The organism is Pseudomonas sp. NFIX28, from assembly GCF_900107395.1.
In the GTDB taxonomy this organism is placed as follows: domain Bacteria; phylum Pseudomonadota; class Gammaproteobacteria; order Pseudomonadales; family Pseudomonadaceae; genus Aquipseudomonas.
Genome location: NZ_FNPW01000014.1, coordinates 13,110 through 28,977, shown reverse-complemented (window position 1 = coordinate 28,977; position 15,868 = coordinate 13,110). Strand labels below are relative to the sequence as shown.

At 63.2% G+C, this 15,868-nt stretch carries 15 protein-coding genes; 9 read left to right on the top strand and 6 right to left on the bottom strand.

Translation table 11 applies throughout. The features are described from left to right. The first annotated feature begins 27 nt into the window (after positions 1 to 27). Both BLV20_RS23450 and BLV20_RS23445 read left to right on the top strand, forming a co-directional pair. On the top strand, positions 28 to 447 hold the full coding sequence (locus BLV20_RS23450) for a polyribonucleotide nucleotidyltransferase (RefSeq protein ID WP_092304827.1): 420 nt from the start codon (positions 28 to 30) through the stop codon (positions 445 to 447). 31 nt (positions 448 to 478) lie between these two features. Further along, a complete protein-coding gene (locus tag BLV20_RS23445) occupies positions 479 to 1,375 on the top strand; it encodes a cation diffusion facilitator family transporter (protein ID WP_092304826.1) in 897 nt (298 codons plus the stop codon). Here the strand turns inward: BLV20_RS23445 and BLV20_RS23440 are convergent. Continuing rightward, positions 1,369 to 2,397, bottom strand: a complete 1,029-nt coding sequence (locus tag BLV20_RS23440; RefSeq protein ID WP_092304825.1) for a DUF6515 family protein — start codon at positions 2,395 to 2,397, stop codon at positions 1,369 to 1,371. The two genes, BLV20_RS23445 and BLV20_RS23440, sit on opposite strands and share 7 nt — an antisense overlap. 445 nt (positions 2,398 to 2,842) lie before the next feature. On the opposite strand from BLV20_RS23440, the gene BLV20_RS23435 reads away from it, so the two are divergent. Together BLV20_RS23435 and BLV20_RS23430 are read left to right on the top strand one after the other, a co-directional pair. After that, positions 2,843 to 3,322: an Lrp/AsnC family transcriptional regulator gene (locus tag BLV20_RS23435; protein WP_009045772.1), complete on the top strand. Its 480-nt coding sequence runs from the start codon at positions 2,843 to 2,845 to the stop codon at positions 3,320 to 3,322. Positions 3,323 to 3,535: 213 nt separating this feature from the next. Beyond that, positions 3,536 to 3,745, top strand: a complete 210-nt coding sequence (locus BLV20_RS23430) for a DUF2788 domain-containing protein (RefSeq protein WP_092304824.1) — start codon at positions 3,536 to 3,538, stop codon at positions 3,743 to 3,745. Here BLV20_RS23430 and BLV20_RS23425 read toward each other — a convergent pair. From BLV20_RS23425 to BLV20_RS23410, 4 genes are all read right to left on the bottom strand, one after another. Next, the gene (locus BLV20_RS23425; RefSeq protein WP_092304823.1) at positions 3,740 to 4,381 is read right to left on the bottom strand and encodes a pseudouridine synthase; all 642 of its coding nucleotides are present in this window, start codon (positions 4,379 to 4,381) and stop codon (positions 3,740 to 3,742) included. The genes BLV20_RS23430 and BLV20_RS23425 overlap by 6 nt on opposite strands. A 70-nt stretch (positions 4,382 to 4,451) precedes the next feature. Continuing rightward, positions 4,452 to 5,924, bottom strand: coding sequence for an AMP nucleosidase (gene amn / locus BLV20_RS23420; protein WP_175540251.1), 1,473 nt, complete (start codon positions 5,922 to 5,924; stop codon positions 4,452 to 4,454). A 159-nt stretch (positions 5,925 to 6,083) separates the two neighbouring features. Further along, on the bottom strand, positions 6,084 to 7,733 hold the full coding sequence (locus BLV20_RS23415) for an acyl-CoA dehydrogenase family protein (protein WP_092304822.1): 1,650 nt from the start codon (positions 7,731 to 7,733) through the stop codon (positions 6,084 to 6,086). Positions 7,734 to 7,808: 75 nt separating this feature from the next. After that, complete coding sequence (locus tag BLV20_RS23410) at positions 7,809 to 10,190, bottom strand: hybrid sensor histidine kinase/response regulator (RefSeq protein WP_092304821.1); 2,382 nt, start codon at positions 10,188 to 10,190, stop codon at positions 7,809 to 7,811. Positions 10,191 to 10,482: 292 nt separating this feature from the next. Between BLV20_RS23410 and BLV20_RS23405 the strand changes: the two genes are divergently transcribed. The 4 genes from BLV20_RS23405 (at position 10,483) to BLV20_RS23390 (ending at position 13,989) form a co-directional block, all read left to right on the top strand. Next, positions 10,483 to 11,280, top strand: a complete 798-nt coding sequence (locus BLV20_RS23405) for a hydroxymethylpyrimidine/phosphomethylpyrimidine kinase (protein ID WP_045881137.1) — start codon at positions 10,483 to 10,485, stop codon at positions 11,278 to 11,280. Between the two features lie 17 nt (positions 11,281 to 11,297). After that, a complete protein-coding gene (thiE, locus tag BLV20_RS23400; RefSeq protein ID WP_092304820.1) occupies positions 11,298 to 11,915 on the top strand; it encodes a thiamine phosphate synthase in 618 nt (205 codons plus the stop codon). Between the two features lie 23 nt (positions 11,916 to 11,938). After that, on the top strand, positions 11,939 to 13,222 hold the full coding sequence (gene hemL, locus BLV20_RS23395; protein WP_092304819.1) for a glutamate-1-semialdehyde 2,1-aminomutase: 1,284 nt from the start codon (positions 11,939 to 11,941) through the stop codon (positions 13,220 to 13,222). A gap of 212 nt (positions 13,223 to 13,434) precedes the next feature. Further along, the gene (locus tag BLV20_RS23390; RefSeq protein ID WP_092304818.1) at positions 13,435 to 13,989 is read left to right on the top strand and encodes a tetratricopeptide repeat protein; all 555 of its coding nucleotides are present in this window, start codon (positions 13,435 to 13,437) and stop codon (positions 13,987 to 13,989) included. 55 nt (positions 13,990 to 14,044) lie between these two features. Here BLV20_RS23390 and BLV20_RS23385 read toward each other — a convergent pair whose 3' ends face one another. Continuing rightward, positions 14,045 to 14,371, bottom strand: a complete 327-nt coding sequence (locus BLV20_RS23385) for a DUF1820 family protein (protein WP_092304970.1) — start codon at positions 14,369 to 14,371, stop codon at positions 14,045 to 14,047. A 136-nt stretch (positions 14,372 to 14,507) separates the two neighbouring features. On the opposite strand from BLV20_RS23385, the gene miaB reads away from it, so the two are divergent. Beyond that, positions 14,508 to 15,836: a tRNA (N6-isopentenyl adenosine(37)-C2)-methylthiotransferase MiaB gene (miaB, locus tag BLV20_RS23380; RefSeq protein ID WP_092304817.1), complete on the top strand. Its 1,329-nt coding sequence runs from the start codon at positions 14,508 to 14,510 to the stop codon at positions 15,834 to 15,836. Positions 15,837 to 15,868 lie beyond the last annotated feature (32 nt).

Genomic DNA, 15,868 nt, shown 5'->3' with positions numbered 1-15,868 from the left:
TCTTTCGTGTCTGTTCAGGAGATTTACATGCGTATTCCTTTCCGCATCATTGGTGGCGTCCTGGTTGCCACCCTACTGACTCAGCTCACCGCCTGCGGCTCGATTTTCTTCCCCGACCGGCGCGGCCAGATCGACGGCAAGATCGACCCGCTGGTGGTCGCGCTCGACGCCGTGGGCCTGCTGTTTTACATCATTCCGGGGCTGATCGCCTTTGGCGTCGATTTCGCCACCGGCGCCATCTACCTGGAACCGGACAAGACCGCGCAGGTCGACCCGCACAAGTTGCAGCAAGCCATAGGCGCCGACGGCCAGGTCGATAAGCGCAAGCTGCAGGCCATCCTCGAAAGCGAGCTGGGCCGCAGCTTCCCCCTGGACGACCCGCGCCTGATCCAGCACAAGGGCAACGTGCAGCAACTGGCCCTGTACGGCCTGCAACCGGCCGCCTGACTCGCGCATTTCTTGAAGGAACAAGCCTTGTATGAGCAGTAGCCCGGAACACGCGCGCCTGTTGCGCCTGGCGACCCGCGCCTCGCTGGCGGTGGCCAGCATTTTGATCGTGACCAAGGCCATCGCCTGGTGGCTGAGCGGCTCGGTCAGCCTGCTGGCCGGCCTCACCGACTCGCTGCTCGATGGCGCCGCGTCGTTCCTCAACCTGTTGGCGGTGCACTACGCCCTGCGCCCGGCCGACGCCGACCACCGCTACGGCCATGGCAAGGCCGAATCCTTGTCGGGCATGGCTCAGGCGCTGTTCATCGCCGTGAGTGCGGTGCTGATCGGGGTTCAAGCCGTCGAGCGCCTGCAGAACCCCGAACCGCTGGGCGCGCCCTGGGTCGGTATCGGCGTGATGCTGTTGTCGCTGGCGCTGACCCTGGCCTTGCTGATGGTGCAGCACCGGGTGATCCGCGAAACCGGCTCCACCGCGGTACGCGCCGATTCGCTGCACTATCGCTCCGACCTGTTGCTCAACGGCAGCATCCTGCTGGCATTGGTGCTGGCCAGTTTTGGCTGGCCGCAACTGGACGCCTGGTTCGGCCTGGCGATTGCCGTCTACATCCTGTGGAGCGCGGTGCAGATCGCCCGCGAAAGCGTGGCGGTGCTGATGGACGAGGAACTGCCGCCGGAGGTCAGCCAGCACATGCTGGAACTGGCCTGTGGCGTGCCCGGGGTGCTCGGCGCCCATGACCTGCGCACGCGGATTTCCGGCAGCCACTGGTTCGTGCAATTGCACCTGGAACTACCTGGGGAGCTGACCCTGTCGGTGGCCCACGGCATCAGCGACCAGGCCGCCGCGGCGATTCATGCGGCCTATCCGCGGGCCGAGGTGCTGGTGCACGCCGACCCGCAGGAAGTGGTGCTGGCCGCCCGGGCTCAGTAAGTCACCTGATAGCCACGCGAGCCCAGGCAACCACCCTGGGCCTGGCGGTAGGCCTGCACGACTTGCGGCGCGGGTTGATAGGTCATGGTCGCCGGGTCGAAGCCGCTCTGCTGCACCGCCCAGCGATAACAGTCATAGCGGTCCTGGTCGATCTGCTGCGGGGTTTGCCCGCTGACCGGGTAGGCCAGCACGTCATAACCGCTGCCCGCCGATGGCGGCAACGGTTGTGGGCCGGCGACTGGCGGCTCGACCACCACGTATTGCCGGGTACTGGCTTCATAGATGTAGTAGACGCCCGCGGCCAGGAAAAATAGCGCGCTGCCGATCCACACTTCCCGCGCGTAGTCCGGCAGGTAGGCCACGCGAATCCCGTAGGGCGGGCGCACCACTACATAGCGCGGGCCTTGCGGGCGATACCAATAGCCGCCGGAGAAGAAAAAATCCTGGCCGCGATATGGCACGCGGTAATGGCGGTCCGGGAACCGCTCGATGACCTGGCCCGGGCGGTATTGCGGGCCTGGGCCCCAGCCGCTGCCATGGCCGTCAGGACGGCCCGGCCAACGCTGGTCGTCGGGCCGCGAGCCGGGGCCGCCGGCCTGCCAATACGGGTTGTAATCGTTACGGCGCGGGATGTCCTGGTAATAGCCCTGGCGCGGTTCCTGGGTCTGGCGCACGGTATCCGGGCGGCCCTGGATCGGCAGGCTGGGCGGCGATGCCGGGCGGGCGCGATTGTCGTCGTCCCGCCCCTCCTCCGGGCTTGGCCCGCCCTGGCCCGGGCTGCGGTATTCGATAGGCTCGAACTGCTGGCTGTTGTCGCCGCGGATGATTTCATTCTGCGGGCGCGGCTGGTTCTTTTCGCCTCGCCCCTGGCTGTTGCCCGGGTGTCCCTCGTCACCGCGCTGGCCGCTGTTGGGGTCAGCACGGTCGTCATGGCGATTATCGCGGTCATCGGCGAGCACGGGCGCACTGACGCTTACACACAGCAAACCAACACCTGCCAAACGCCAGATGCGCGATTTCATGCTATTCCTCACTGCGGATGGGGGCCTGTAGATAAGACTGGGAAAAGCCCAGGCCGGTTCTGCCACAGGTTATCAGTCGCAAAACTTATTTATTGAGGGTGCCAGGGGATATTTCCTGGCGCGCGGGCAATAAAAAAGGGGGACCCGTCGGCCCCCCTTTGAGAATTTCGTCCGTGCTCGACGCTTATGACGCCGGCTCACCTCACGCCGTCTTCTGGACAGTGTGCAGCCCGGGGGCCGGCTCAACCCTGTGGGATTGGCGGCCGCGGCAGGCCTGATTCGGCGGGCCGCAGTGGACTCTATGTCCGGGCAGTGATTCTGGTGATAAGAATAGGCCTGGCGTGCCGATAGAGGATTGCGAAGATTGCTCTAATAAACATCACTTGCGCAATTTTTAACTCATAATAGATAATATTGCGCAATAGTTATTACAAAGGCCTGATCCATGAGCAAACTTGACCGGTACGACCTCAGCATTTTGGCGGAATTGCAGCGCGACGCCCGCATCTCCAATCAGGAACTGGCCGAGCGCATCGGCCTGTCGCCTTCGCCGTGTTCGCGTCGGGTCAAGCAACTGGAAGACGACGGCTACATTTCCCGCCAGGTCGCCCTGCTGGACCGCAAGATGCTCGGCCTGAGCCTGACCGCTTATGTGCTGATCGGCATGGACCGCCACACGCCCGAGCGCTTCGAGAACTTCGAGGCGGCGATCCGCAGCCTGCCGCAAGTCCTGGAATGTAGCCTGGTGACCGGGATGGACGCCGACTACCAGCTCAAGGTGGTGGTGCCGGACATGGATCATTACCAGAAACTGCTGCTCGGCCACCTGACCCGCATTGAAGGCGTGACCAGCGTGCGCTCCAGTTTCGTGCTCAACCAGGTGCTCAACAGCACCGAGTTGCCGCTGACTCACCTGCGCAACTGAGCGCTATCTCTTCTGTAGGAGCGAAGCTTGCTCGCGATAAATATTCCGGGTCACACATCACCTGAACCTAGAGATCGCTATCGCGCGCAAGCTGCGCTCCTACAGGGAATGTGGCCTGTGACGACGAAGCGCACCTGGGTCAATGCCCCGCCGCAGCCCCTTGGCGTATACTCGCCCCCGCCTTTTTAGCCTTGCTCGCGCTGGAGATGTTCAATGGATCCTGCAGTATTCGAAGAGTGGATGATGACCGGCCTGGTGACCATCCTGATCATTTTCATGGCGTTCATCGTCTGGGATCTGGCGAAGAAGTCCAAGGCCGGGCGCTTCGGCTCGTTCATCCTGTTCTTCGTCCTGGGCCTGGGCGTGGCCGCGTTCATCATCAAGAGCGTGGTGATCGGCCTGATCGAGTCCGGCACCTTATAAGCGCGCCGGGACTTCCCTCCACTGGCCCTGATCGAGCCCATCGATCGTCCAGTCGCCGATCCTGACCCGCACCAGGCGCAAGGTCGGCAAGCCCACGGCGGCGGTCATGCGCCGCACCTGGCGGTTTCGCCCTTCACGGATGATCAATTCCAGCCAGCTGGTGGGCACGCTCTTGCGAAAACGCACCGGCGGGTTGCGCGGCCACAGCTGCGGCTCTTCGAGCTGCCGGGCTTCGGCGGGCAGGGTCATGCCGTCATTCAATTCCACGCCATCGCGCAAGCGCTGCAATTGCTCGGCCGACGGCTCGCCTTCCACCTGCACCCAATACGTCTTGGCCAGCTTGTGCTTGGGGTCGGCGATCCGCGCCTGCAACTGGCCGTCGTTGGTCAGCAGCAGCAAGCCTTCGCTGTCGCGGTCCAGGCGGCCGGCCGGATAGATGCCAGGTATCGCGATAAAGTCCTTGAGAGTCGCCCGCCCTTCGCCGTCGCTGAACTGGGTCAGCACGTCGAAGGGTTTGTTGAACAGGATCAGTTTCGGCTCGGCCGGTGGCGCCTTGGCAACACGGCGCGGCGCGGAAGAAGACGAGGAATTCTTCACGCCGGGACGGCGGGAAGCGGGACGTGGAGGACGAGACATGGCGAAAGGAACATCTAACGGTCAGGACCGACCATGCTAGTGGCCCGACCGTCAAATGACCATCCCGCGATCAGCGGAACGGTGGTTCGTCGAAACTGCGCAGCTTGCGCGAATGCAGCGAATTGAGCTCGGTACGCAGCAGGTCCACCGCGGCAATGCCGATCTTCAGGTGCTGGCTGACCGCACGCTCGTAGAAGGCGTTGGCCGAACCCGGCAGCTTGATTTCGCTGTGCAGCGGCTTGTCCGAGACGCACAGCAAGGTGCCGTACGGAACCCGCAGACGATAACCCTGGGCGGCGATGGTGCCGCTTTCCATGTCCACCGCCACGGCGCGGGACAGGTTGATCAGCGGACGTTCCTGGGCCCAGCGCAGCTCCCAGTTACGGTCGTCGTAGGTCAGCACGGTGCCGGTGCGCAGGCGTTTTTTCAGGTCGTCGCCCTTCTCGCCAGTGACGGTGGCGGCGGCCTGCTGCAAGGCCAGTTGCACTTCGGCCAGGGCCGGAATCGGAATGTTCGGCGGCACCACGCGATCGAGAATGCCGTCACGCCGCATATAGGCGTGGGCCAGCACATAATCGCCAATGGTCTGCGACTGCCGCAGGCCGCCGCAGTGGCCGATCATCAGCCAGCAATGCGGACGCAAGACCGCCAGGTGGTCGGTGATGTTCTTCGCGTTGGACGGGCCGACCCCGATATTCACCAGGGTCACGCCATGGCCATCGCTGGCCTGCAGGTGATAGGCCGGCATCTGATAGCGGTGCCAGACCACACCCGCGGCAATCGCCGAGGCTTCGCCGTGGTCCATGCCCTTCTCGATGATCACATTGCCCGGCAGGACCATGCGCACAAAGCGCGGATCGCTGCGCAGTTGCTCAAGGCCATGGGTGATGAACTGGTCGACATAACGGTGGTAGTTGGTCAGCAGGATCCACGGCTGCACATGCCGCCAGTCGCTGCCGGTGTAATGCACCAGGCGGCGCAGGGAGAAATCCACCCGCGCGGCATCGAACAGCGCCAGGGGTAGCGGATGGGTGTTCTCCCAATCGTACAGCCCGTCGGCAATGCCATCGGTGGCTGCGGACAGGTCGGTGCTGGGGAAGACTCGCGCCAGCACGGCGGCGGTAACGCCGGAGCCGGCCAGCTCATCGCCCTGCTCGACCACATACGGATACGGGATGTTCTGTTCGCTGACGCCCACTTCCACGGTCACCGTGAAGTCGTGCATCAGGGGCACCAGTTGTTCCAGCAGGTACTTACGGAAAGCGGCGGGCTGGGTGACGGTGACGCTGTAGGTGCCCGGCAACTGGACCTTGGCATAGGCGCGGGTGGTCTGCGGGACTTCGCCCTGGCAAAGATAGGTCAGGCGCAGTTCGGGGTAACGAAACTGGGCGCGCTGCGCAGCGTCCGGTTCGACGCGATCCTTGAGGTAACGCTTGAGCGCCTGGCTCAGCGCGGTGGTGGCCCGCTCATGCAAAACAGCAAGCCGGTCCACGGCTTGCTCGGCGGTTTGAACGACAATAAAAGCTTCGGTCACGATAAGCATCCTGTGTTCTGATCTTGCAGGCCTTCATCTTGCCTGCAACGCCGTCTCACGGGAACAGTGGAATATCCGCGGGAGTGGGCCAGCTCGCAAAAGTATTGCGGGCCTTCAGTGTTCCATGGCCCGGAATATTTATCGCGAGCAAGCCTGCCCCGCGCTGGATCAGAAGCCAGTCGGGGTCGAGCGTGCGACGATCGCCGCCACGTCCAGGCCCCGCGGCAAGGTGCCGTAGACCCGCCCGGCGCCCTCCAGGCGGCTGGCGATGAAGGCATCGCTGACCACCGCGTTGCCCGCCTCCAGCAACAGCTTGGCCTGCAGGCCCAGGGCGATGTCTTCAGTCAATTGGCGGGCGCGGTATTGAATATCGTCGGTGTCGCGGAACGCGCTTTTCAGGTTGGCGATATGCGCGGCCAGGCGCTTGTCGCCATGACCGTCGCCCAACTCGGCGAACAACGCATCGAGCACGCCCGGCTCCTTGGACAAGGCGCGCAGCACATCCAGGCATTGCACGTTGCCGGAACCTTCCCAGGTCGAGTTGACCGGCGCTTCGCGATAAAGCCGCGGCAGGATGCTCTCCTCGACATACCCCGCGCCGCCCATGCACTCGGCGGCCTCGTTGATCATGGCCGGGGCCCGCTTGCAGATCCAGTATTTGCCCACGGCCGTGACCAGTCGCGAGAACATCGCTTCTTGCGGGTCGCCCAGGTTGTCCAGCGCACGCCCCATGCGCAGGCTCAACGCCAGCGCCGCCTCGCTCTCCAGCGCCAGGTCGGCCAATACGTTCTGCATCAATGGCTGCTCGCTGAGCACCCGGCCGCCCACCAGGCGATGGGCGCAGTGATGGCTGGCCTGGGTCAGGGCCTGGCGCATCAACGAGCTGGAGCCGACCATGCAATCGAAGCGGGTCATGGCCACCATTTCGATGATGGTCGGGACGCCGCGACCTTCTTCACCGAGCATCCAGGCCAGGGCTCCACGGAACTCCACTTCGCTGGACGCGTTGGAGCAGTTGCCGAGCTTGTTTTTCAGACGCTGGATATAGAACTGATTTCGGCTGTCGTCCGGGCGATGGCGAGGCAGGAGGAAACAGGTCAGGCCTTTTTCGGTCTGGGCCAGGGTCAGGAAGGCATCGCACATCGGCGCCGAACAGAACCATTTGTGGCCCACCAGCTCATAGGCCTGCCCCGGCCCCGTAGCGCCCACCGGGTAGGCCCTGGTGGTGTTGGCGCGGACATCGGTGCCGCCCTGCTTCTCGGTCATTGCCATGCCGATGGTGACGCCAGCCTTGTGGGCCATGCCGACATTGCGCGGGTCATATTCGGTGGCAAGGACTTTCGGCAGCCATTGCTCGGCAAGGTCCGGTTGCAGCTTCAATGCCGGCACGCAGGCAAAGGTCATGGTCAGCGGGCAACCGCTGCCGGCTTCGGCCTGGCTGTGCAGATAGGTCATGGCGGCACGCGCCACATGCGCCCCGGACTGCGGATGCGCCCAGGGCAACGACGTCAGCCCATGCTCGATGGCGGTGCGCATCAGCTCGTGATACGCCGGATGGAACTCCACCAGGTCGAGGCGATGCCCGTAACGGTCATGACTGGTGAACACCGGCTTGTTCTGGTTGGCCAGGAACCCCGCCTCCATCAGCGGCCCACCGGCCAGGGCACCATAGGCGTCGATCCGCGATTCGGCCCAGCCGGCACCGAAACGCCGTGCCCATTCCTGCAAAGGCAAGTCGATTCGATAGAGGTTGGTACCGTCCAGGGAAGGTGGCTGGTTGGTGACTTCGTGGGTCTCGGCGAACTGGTGCAGGTTCATGTCGGGGCTCCTTGTGGGGTGTGCCAGAACCTCAGTTAAGCACCCCCACCCCGACGAACAAAGTGGCATACCCGCCTAAATGCCGGCGCTTTCACCCTGTTCCGGAGCGAGCACACGACGCGCCAGGACGCCCTGCAATTCCTCGAATTTCACCGGCCTGGAGAGGTAGTCGAGCAAGCAGCGCTCAGCCTCCAGGCCATGAGCCGAAGCCGATACCAGCAGCACCGGGAGCCTGTCGCAACCCGGCATCTCATGCATCTGGTCGCACAGCTTGAGCGCTTCGACCGGTTCGATCTGGCAATCGAGCAATACCGCATCCACCGACTCTCGGCGCAACAACGCCAGCGCCGCGCGTGCACTCTCGGCCGTGTGCACCTGATAACCCAGCTTGAGCAGCATGCCGCGGATCACCAGTTGATTGATGCTGTTGTCGTCCACCAGCAGCACGCTGCAATCCTGCGGCATGCGCCGCACGGGGCGCGCCCGCAACACCGGCGGGGCCGCCATGGGCTGTTCGCCGTCCAGTTCGAAGGTCACTTCCAGGCGGAAGCAGCTGCCACGGCCCGGCTCGGATTCATGGGTCAGACGGCCACCGAGCAGGTCCACCAGTTGCCGACAAATCGCCAGCCCCACGCCCAGCCCGCCATATTCACGGGTCATCGAACCATCGAGCTGGAAGAAGCGCTGGTACAGCGAAGCCTCGTCGAGATTGACGAAACCGATGCCGGTGTCGATCACCGCAAAGGTCATCGCCATCCGGCCGTTTGCCTGCGGCTTGCCGGTCACTCGCAGGACCAGGCCGCCCACCCGGGTGAACTTGATGGCATTGTCCAGCAGGCATTCCAGGCACTGGCTCAACTTGCCGCGATCGCCCAGCAGCCGATCGGGCAGCCCGGCAACCAGGTCGACATCAAAACCCAGCCCCTTGGCGGCGGCATTGGCGCAAAACTGGCCGTGCAAGGCGTCGAGCGTCGAACGCAGGCTGAAGGGCTCGCGCTGGGCGCTGAGCTTGCCGGCCTGCAGCTCGGTCAAAGTGAGGATACCGTTGACCATGCGCATCATGTCCCGGGCCGAACCGGCAGCGGTCTGTTGGTACTGCTCCAGCTCCGGGTCGAGATCGACGGTCTGCATCAACTCCAGCGAACCAATCACGCCATTCATCGGTGTGCGCAGTTCATGGGTCAGGGTGGCGAGGAATTCATCCTTGAGCCGGTTGCTGTGGGCCAGCTGCTGGTTGAGCACTTCAAGCTTCTGTCCGGCATCGAACAGGGTCTGGGCCTGCTGCTCGCGCATCGAGTTGATGCGGTCGGCCAGGGCCAGCGACAACAGCGCCACTTCGATGGCCGAACCGATCTGGCTGGAATACATGGTCAGGAACATGTTCGGCAGATAACCCAGCACCATCAGGGTATTGATGATCCCGCCCACCAGGAACGCCGACCAGGCGATGATGAAGTAACGCGCCACCCGCATGCCGTGGCACCAGGCGACGATGCCGGACACGAAGATCACCACGGTAAAGATCAGCGCCAGGGCCGTGGCCAGGCGCAAGGCCAGGGCGTAGCTGGTCATCAGCGACAGGGCCACCACCACGGCGCTGCACAGGATCAAGAGCAGCAGCAGGCGATCGACCCAACGGCTGTGGCTGGCGGTCTGCAGGAAGCTGCGGGCGAACTGGCTGCCGAACAAGGACGCCGCGCCAATGAAAAACGGTGTCGCCGCGTTGGCCCACCATGGATTGTTCGGCCAGAAGTATTCCACCGCGGCGCCATTCACCGACAGTTGATACAGCCCGAACGAAGCGATGTAGAAGATGTAATAGAGGTAGCTGGTGTCGCGCACGCTCAGGTAGATAAACAGGTTGTAGACCAGCATTCCCAGCAGCACGCCATAGATCAGGCCGAGCACATACAGGCGCACCGGCTGCGCCTCCAGGTACGCCGTGCTGGACCAGAGCGTCATCGGCGCCTGGACCGAGCCCTGGCTCTGCAAGCGCAGGAACAGGGTCTTTTGCTCGTAAGGCGCAAAGCTCAGGTCGAACAGATAATTGTTCTGGCGGATCTGCCGGCTGTCGAACGGCAAGGCATCGCCGGTGCGCTGGGCCAGGCGGTAGCCGCCGGCCTCGTTGGGCACATACAGCTCCAGATGGTCGAGCGGCGGATAGGCCAGCTCCAGCAGCCAGGTGTGTCGTATGGAGGGGTTGGCGGGGCGATAGCTGAGGTCGATTTTCAGCCAGAATGCCGAACGCGAATAACCGGCGTTGAGGGTGGCCTTGTCATGGGTCTTGAAACTGCCGGCCATGGCCGGTGCGCTGACGTCCGTGATCGTTGCCTGACCACCCGCGTCTTCAAACACTTGCATCACCCGGCCCAGGGGCAGGCTTTGGGTGAACTCGTCGAACTCGACCGCGCCAGCCAGCATCGGCAAGCTCAACAGCAACATCAGCAAATAGCGCATAAAGCCCCAGCGTGGCCTGTCCGGTTATGTCAGGAAGCCCCCCATTTCCCTTTGAGTAGACGTAAAACCGGCATTACCTGTTATTGGTTTGGATCCACTCTAGCATAGCCGTTGATGGCCAATGAACACCACGAAAAATTTTAGTTTAAAGGCTCTAGAACGGGCGTTTCAGCGCTATCCATTGAGCTAGAGCTGTTGCTTCGGTCAAGTTGTCGAACAGGCGAAAAAACCAGCCCCGGCCAACACGCGAGGGGCCGTGCAAAAAAAACGTTTGGTGGTAAGCTCGCGCACCATGAATATCTACAGCTCTCGCCCCGTTGTCCTCTGTCTCTCCGGCCACGACCCCAGTGGTGGCGCCGGCCTGCAGGCAGATATCGAAGCCCTGCTCGCCCAGGGGTGCCATGCAGCTCCCGCTGTGACCGCGCTGACCGTGCAGGACACGGTCAACGTCAGCGATTTCCGTGTGCTGGATCGCGAGTGGGTGCTGGCCCAGGCCAACGCTGTGCTCAACGACTCCACGGTCGCCGCGGTCAAGTTGGGCATGCTCGGCTCGCTGGAAATGGTCGACACCGTGGTCGAGCTGTTACAGGCGCATCCGCACCTGCCAATGGTCTGCGACCCGGTGTTGCGTGCCGGCGGCGGTGGACGCCTGGGCAAGGACGAAGTCGGCTACGCGATGCGTGAGCGCCTGCTGCCGCTGGCCACCATCGCCACGCCGAATCTTCCGGAAGCACGGATTCTCGCCGAGCTGCCTGAGGGCAGCGCCGACCAGTGCGCGGAAAAGCTCCTGCCGTTCGTCAAGCACCTGCTGATCACCGGCGGCCATGGCGACGAGCACGAAGTGCATAATCGCCTGTACAGCCGCGACGGCAGCCGCCACACCTATACCTGCCAGCGTCTGCCGGGCAGTTATCACGGCTCCGGCTGCACCCTGGCCAGTGCCCTGGCCGGGCGCCTGGCCCAGGGCGAAAACCTGGCCAGCGCCGTGAAGTCGGCCCTCGATTACACCTGGCGCACCCTGCGCGATGCCGAACAACTGGGCCAAGGCCAGTTCGTACCGCGCCGCCTGCCGCTGGATTTCTGCTCGTAAGCCATGAGGCTCGCACGATGAAACTACGTGGTCTGTATGCCATCACCGACAGCCAGCTGTTGGCCGGCAAGTTCTTGCAGTACGTGGAGGCGGCGCTCGACGGTGGCGTGACCCTCCTGCAATACCGCGACAAGAGCAGCGACGAGGCCCGCCGCCTGCGCGAAGCCGAAGCCCTGCACAGCTTGTGCGAACGCTACAAGACCCAACTGATTATCAACGACGACGCCGAACTGGCCGCGCGCATCGGCGTCGGCGTGCACCTGGGCCAGACCGACGGCCCGCTGACCCCGGCCCGTGCCCTGCTCGGCCGCCAGGCGATCATCGGCTCGACCTGCCACGCCCAACTGGAGCTGGCCGAACAAGCCGCAAAAGAAGGCGCCAGCTATGTCGCCTTCGGTCGCTTTTTCAATTCCAACACCAAGCCCGGCGCGCCGGCTGCCGACCTGGAGCTGCTGGACCAGGCCCGCGCCAGGCTGCATCTGCCGATCTGCGCGATCGGCGGCATCACCCTGGAGAATGCTGCGCCGCTGGTGGCCCATGGGGCCGACTTGCTGGCGGTGGTCCATGGCCTGTTCGGCGCCGACAGCGCCCAAGAAGTGACCCGCCGCGCCCGTGCCTTCAATGCCCTCTTCTAACTGCTGATTCCGAGAGTCCGATCATGTCGCGTTCCGAAACCCTGTTCGCCAATGCCCAGAAACACATCCCCGGTGGCGTGAACTCGCCCGTGCGTGCGTTCAAGAGCGTGGGTGGTACACCGCTGTTCTTCAAGCACGCCGAAGGCGCCTACGTCACCGATGAAGACGACAAGCGTTATGTGGACTACGTCGGCTCCTGGGGGCCGATGATCCTTGGCCACAGCCATCCGGACGTGCTGGACGCAGTGCGCAAACAACTGGAGCACGGCCTGTCCTACGGCGCCCCGACCGCCATGGAAACCGAAATGGCCGACCTGGTCTGCTCCATCGTGCCGTCCATGGAAATGGTGCGCATGGTCAGCTCCGGCACCGAAGCGACCATGAGCGCAATTCGCCTGGCCCGTGGTTTCACCGGCCGCGACAGCATCATCAAGTTCGAAGGCTGCTACCACGGCCACTCCGACAGCCTGTTGGTCAAGGCCGGTTCCGGCGCACTGACCCAGGGCGTGCCAAGTTCGGCCGGCGTACCGGCGGCCTTCGCCAAACACACCCTGACCCTGCCGTTCAACGACATCGACGCGGTTGAGCAGATGCTCGCCGAAGTCGGTCAGGAAGTGGCCTGCATCATCGTCGAGCCGGTGGCCGGCAACATGAACTGCGTGCCTCCGGCCCCGGGCTTCCTCGAAGGCCTGCGCAGCCTGTGCGACAAGCACGGCGTGGTGCTGATTTTCGACGAAGTGATGACCGGTTTCCGCGTCGCCCTCGGTGGTGCCCAGGCGCACTACGGCGTGACCCCGGACCTGTCCACTTTCGGCAAGATCATCGGTGGCGGCATGCCAGTCGGCTGCTTCGGCGGCAAACGCGAGATCATGCAGCACATCGCACCGCTGGGCCCGGTCTACCAGGCCGGCACGCTGTCGGGCAACCCGCTGGCCATGGCCGCCGGCCTGACTACCCTGCGCCTGATCAGCCGTCCGGGCTTCCACGCCGAGCTGAGCGACTACACCAGCCGCCTGCTCGACGGCCTGCAACAACGCGCCGACGCCGCCGGCATCCCGTTCGTGACCACCCAGGCGGGCGGCATGTTCGGCCTGTATTTCAGCGGCGCCGATGACATCGTGACGTTCGACGACGTGATGGCCAGCGATGCCAACCTGTTCAAACGCTTCTTCCACCTGATGCTCGAAGGCGGTGTCTACCTCGCCCCGAGCGCCTTCGAAGCCGGCTTCACCTCGATCGCCCATGGCGATGCCGAGCTGAAACTGACCCTCGACGCGGCCGAACGCGCTTTCGCCGCCCTGAAGTAACCCTGCCCCAAACCGGCGCCGCGCTTCTGGCGCCGGTTTTTACGCTGCATTAGCGCCCCGACTCTCGAAACAACCCCAAAGCGACGGATATCGCGCCCGCGCAGCAGAAAAACGAGTAAAGACTTTGTAAGGTTGGCCCTGCTTATTTCATAATGCGCGCTTATTGGATCCCTCGATGGGTCCGCGCGCCCTTCAGAGGTAAGTCGATTCCCATGAACCGCACCGGCCGCGCCCTTGCATTGGGCTGCCTGTTGCTCCTTCAGCCCCTGCTCGCGCACGCACAAGCAGGCGGCAACTCGTTGTTGATCCCAGCGATGGGTCGCTGCACCCTCAATACTCAGCCACAAGATCTGTCCGAAGCCCTGGCGGCCTGCCAGAAGGCGTCTGACGAAGGGGATGCGCAAGCGCAATACGAGTTGGGCGAGTTCTACTACGACGGTAAAAACACTCCGCGCGACCTCAATCAGGCCCTGAGCTACTTCGAAAAGGCCTCGCTGCAAGGTCATGCCCAGGCGCAATTCAAACTCGGCACCATGTTCTTCCACGGCGAAGGCGTACCGGCCAATAACGTCCAGGCTTATATCGTGCTGAAAATGGCGGCGGTCAACGGCGCCGAAGAGGCGCTGGACACGGCCGACGAAGTGGCCGAGCACATGCAGCGCGATGAGCTGGAAGTCGCCACCCAGGTGCTGGGGCAGATTTTCCGCAAATACCTCATGGAGTTGCAGAGCGCCGACGGGCGTTCGCCTTTCTCACCCCTGCCTTAAGCGCATCGCGAGCCGCAGCTCGCGATAGAACGCAAGGTTCTTCTCGAATCAGCCCTTATTTCTCAGGCATCGGCATCGGAAACGGCATGACATTGCTCGCGCCGCGTGCCTCGCTGATCTTCGGCGTACCCAGGCGCTCGACCTCATCGATGCGCACGATCGAATGCATCGGCACAAAGCTGCGCACCACGCCTTCGAACTGGGCCTTGAGCTTCTCTTCGCTCGGATCGACGACCACTTGCGTGCGCTCGCCAAAGACGAACTCTTCCACTTCCAGGAATCCCCACAGATCACTTTGATAGATCTGCTTGGCGTACATTTCGAACACCTGTCCCTGGTTGAGGAAAATCACCTTGTAGATTGGAGCTTCACGTTTGGTCATGGTGGGCGGGTAACACATCGGGGGATATAAAAGAGGGCGCGAACTATAGCATAGCCGCCGGACGCACAGCGGTAGGAACCTGCGGACATGTTCCCTATAATGCGCGGTTCTTTGAACCACGTGACGACCTTATTCCATGGCCAAGAAGCTCTACATAGAAACCCACGGTTGCCAGATGAACGAGTACGACAGCTCGCGCATGGTCGACCTGCTGGGTGAACACCAGGCCCTGGAAGTCACCGCTCGCGCCGAAGACGCGGACGTCATCCTGCTCAACACCTGCTCGATCCGCGAACGCGCCCAGGACCGGGTGTATTCCCAACTGGGGCGCTGGCGCGAGCTGAAACTGGCCAACCCGGACATGGTAATCGCCGTCGGCGGTTGCGTGGCCAGCCAGGAGGGCGCGGCTATTCGCGATCGCGCGCCCTACGTCGACGTGGTCTTCGGCCCACAAACCCTGCACCGCCTGCCGGAAATGATCGATGCCGCCCGCAGCAGCAAGCTGCCGCAGGTCGACGTCTCGTTCCCGGAAATCGAGAAATTCGACCACCTGCCGGAACCGCGCATCGATGGCCCGAGCGCCTATGTCTCGGTGATGGAAGGTTGCAGCAAGTACTGCACTTTCTGCGTGGTGCCTTATACCCGTGGCGAAGAAGTCAGCCGGCCATTCGACGACGTGATCGCCGAGATCATCCACCTGGCGGAAAACGGTGTGCGCGAAGTCACCCTGCTGGGGCAGAACGTCAACGGCTACCGGGGCCAGACCCACGACGGCCGCCTGGCTGACCTGGCTGAATTGATCCGCGTGGTTGCGGCGGTCGATGGCATCGAGCGCATCCGCTACACCACGTCCCATCCGCTGGAGTTCTCCGACAGCCTGATCCAGGCCCACGCCGAAGTGCCGGAACTGGTGAAGCACCTGCACTTGCCGGTGCAGTCGGGCTCCGACCGGATCCTCGCGGCCATGAAGCGCAACCACACGGCGCTGGAATACAAATCCAAGCTACGTAAACTGCGTGCCGCCGTGCCGGGCATTTGCATCAGTTCGGACTTCATCGTCGGTTTTCCAGGCGAAACCGAAAAAGACTTCGAACAGACCATGAAGCTGATCGAAGATGTCGGCTTCGACTTCTCCTACTCGTTCGTCTACAGCCAGCGCCCGGGCACCCCGGCGGCCGATCTGGCGGACGACACCCCGGAAGAGTTGAAAAAGGAACGCCTGAACGCCCTACAACACCGGCTGAACCAGCAAGGATTCGAAATCAGCCGACAAATGGTCGGTTCGATCCAGCGCATCCTGGTTACCGACTATTCGAAGAAAGACCCGGGCGAACTGCAGGGGCGGACCGAGAACAACCGCATCGTCAACTTCCGTTGCGACAACCCTACCCTGATCGGCCAGTTTGCCGACGTACATATCGACTCCGCCCAGCCGCACTCGCTGCGCGGATCGCTGCTGCAATAACCTCCTGCAAACGGCGGCAGACCCGCGATAGC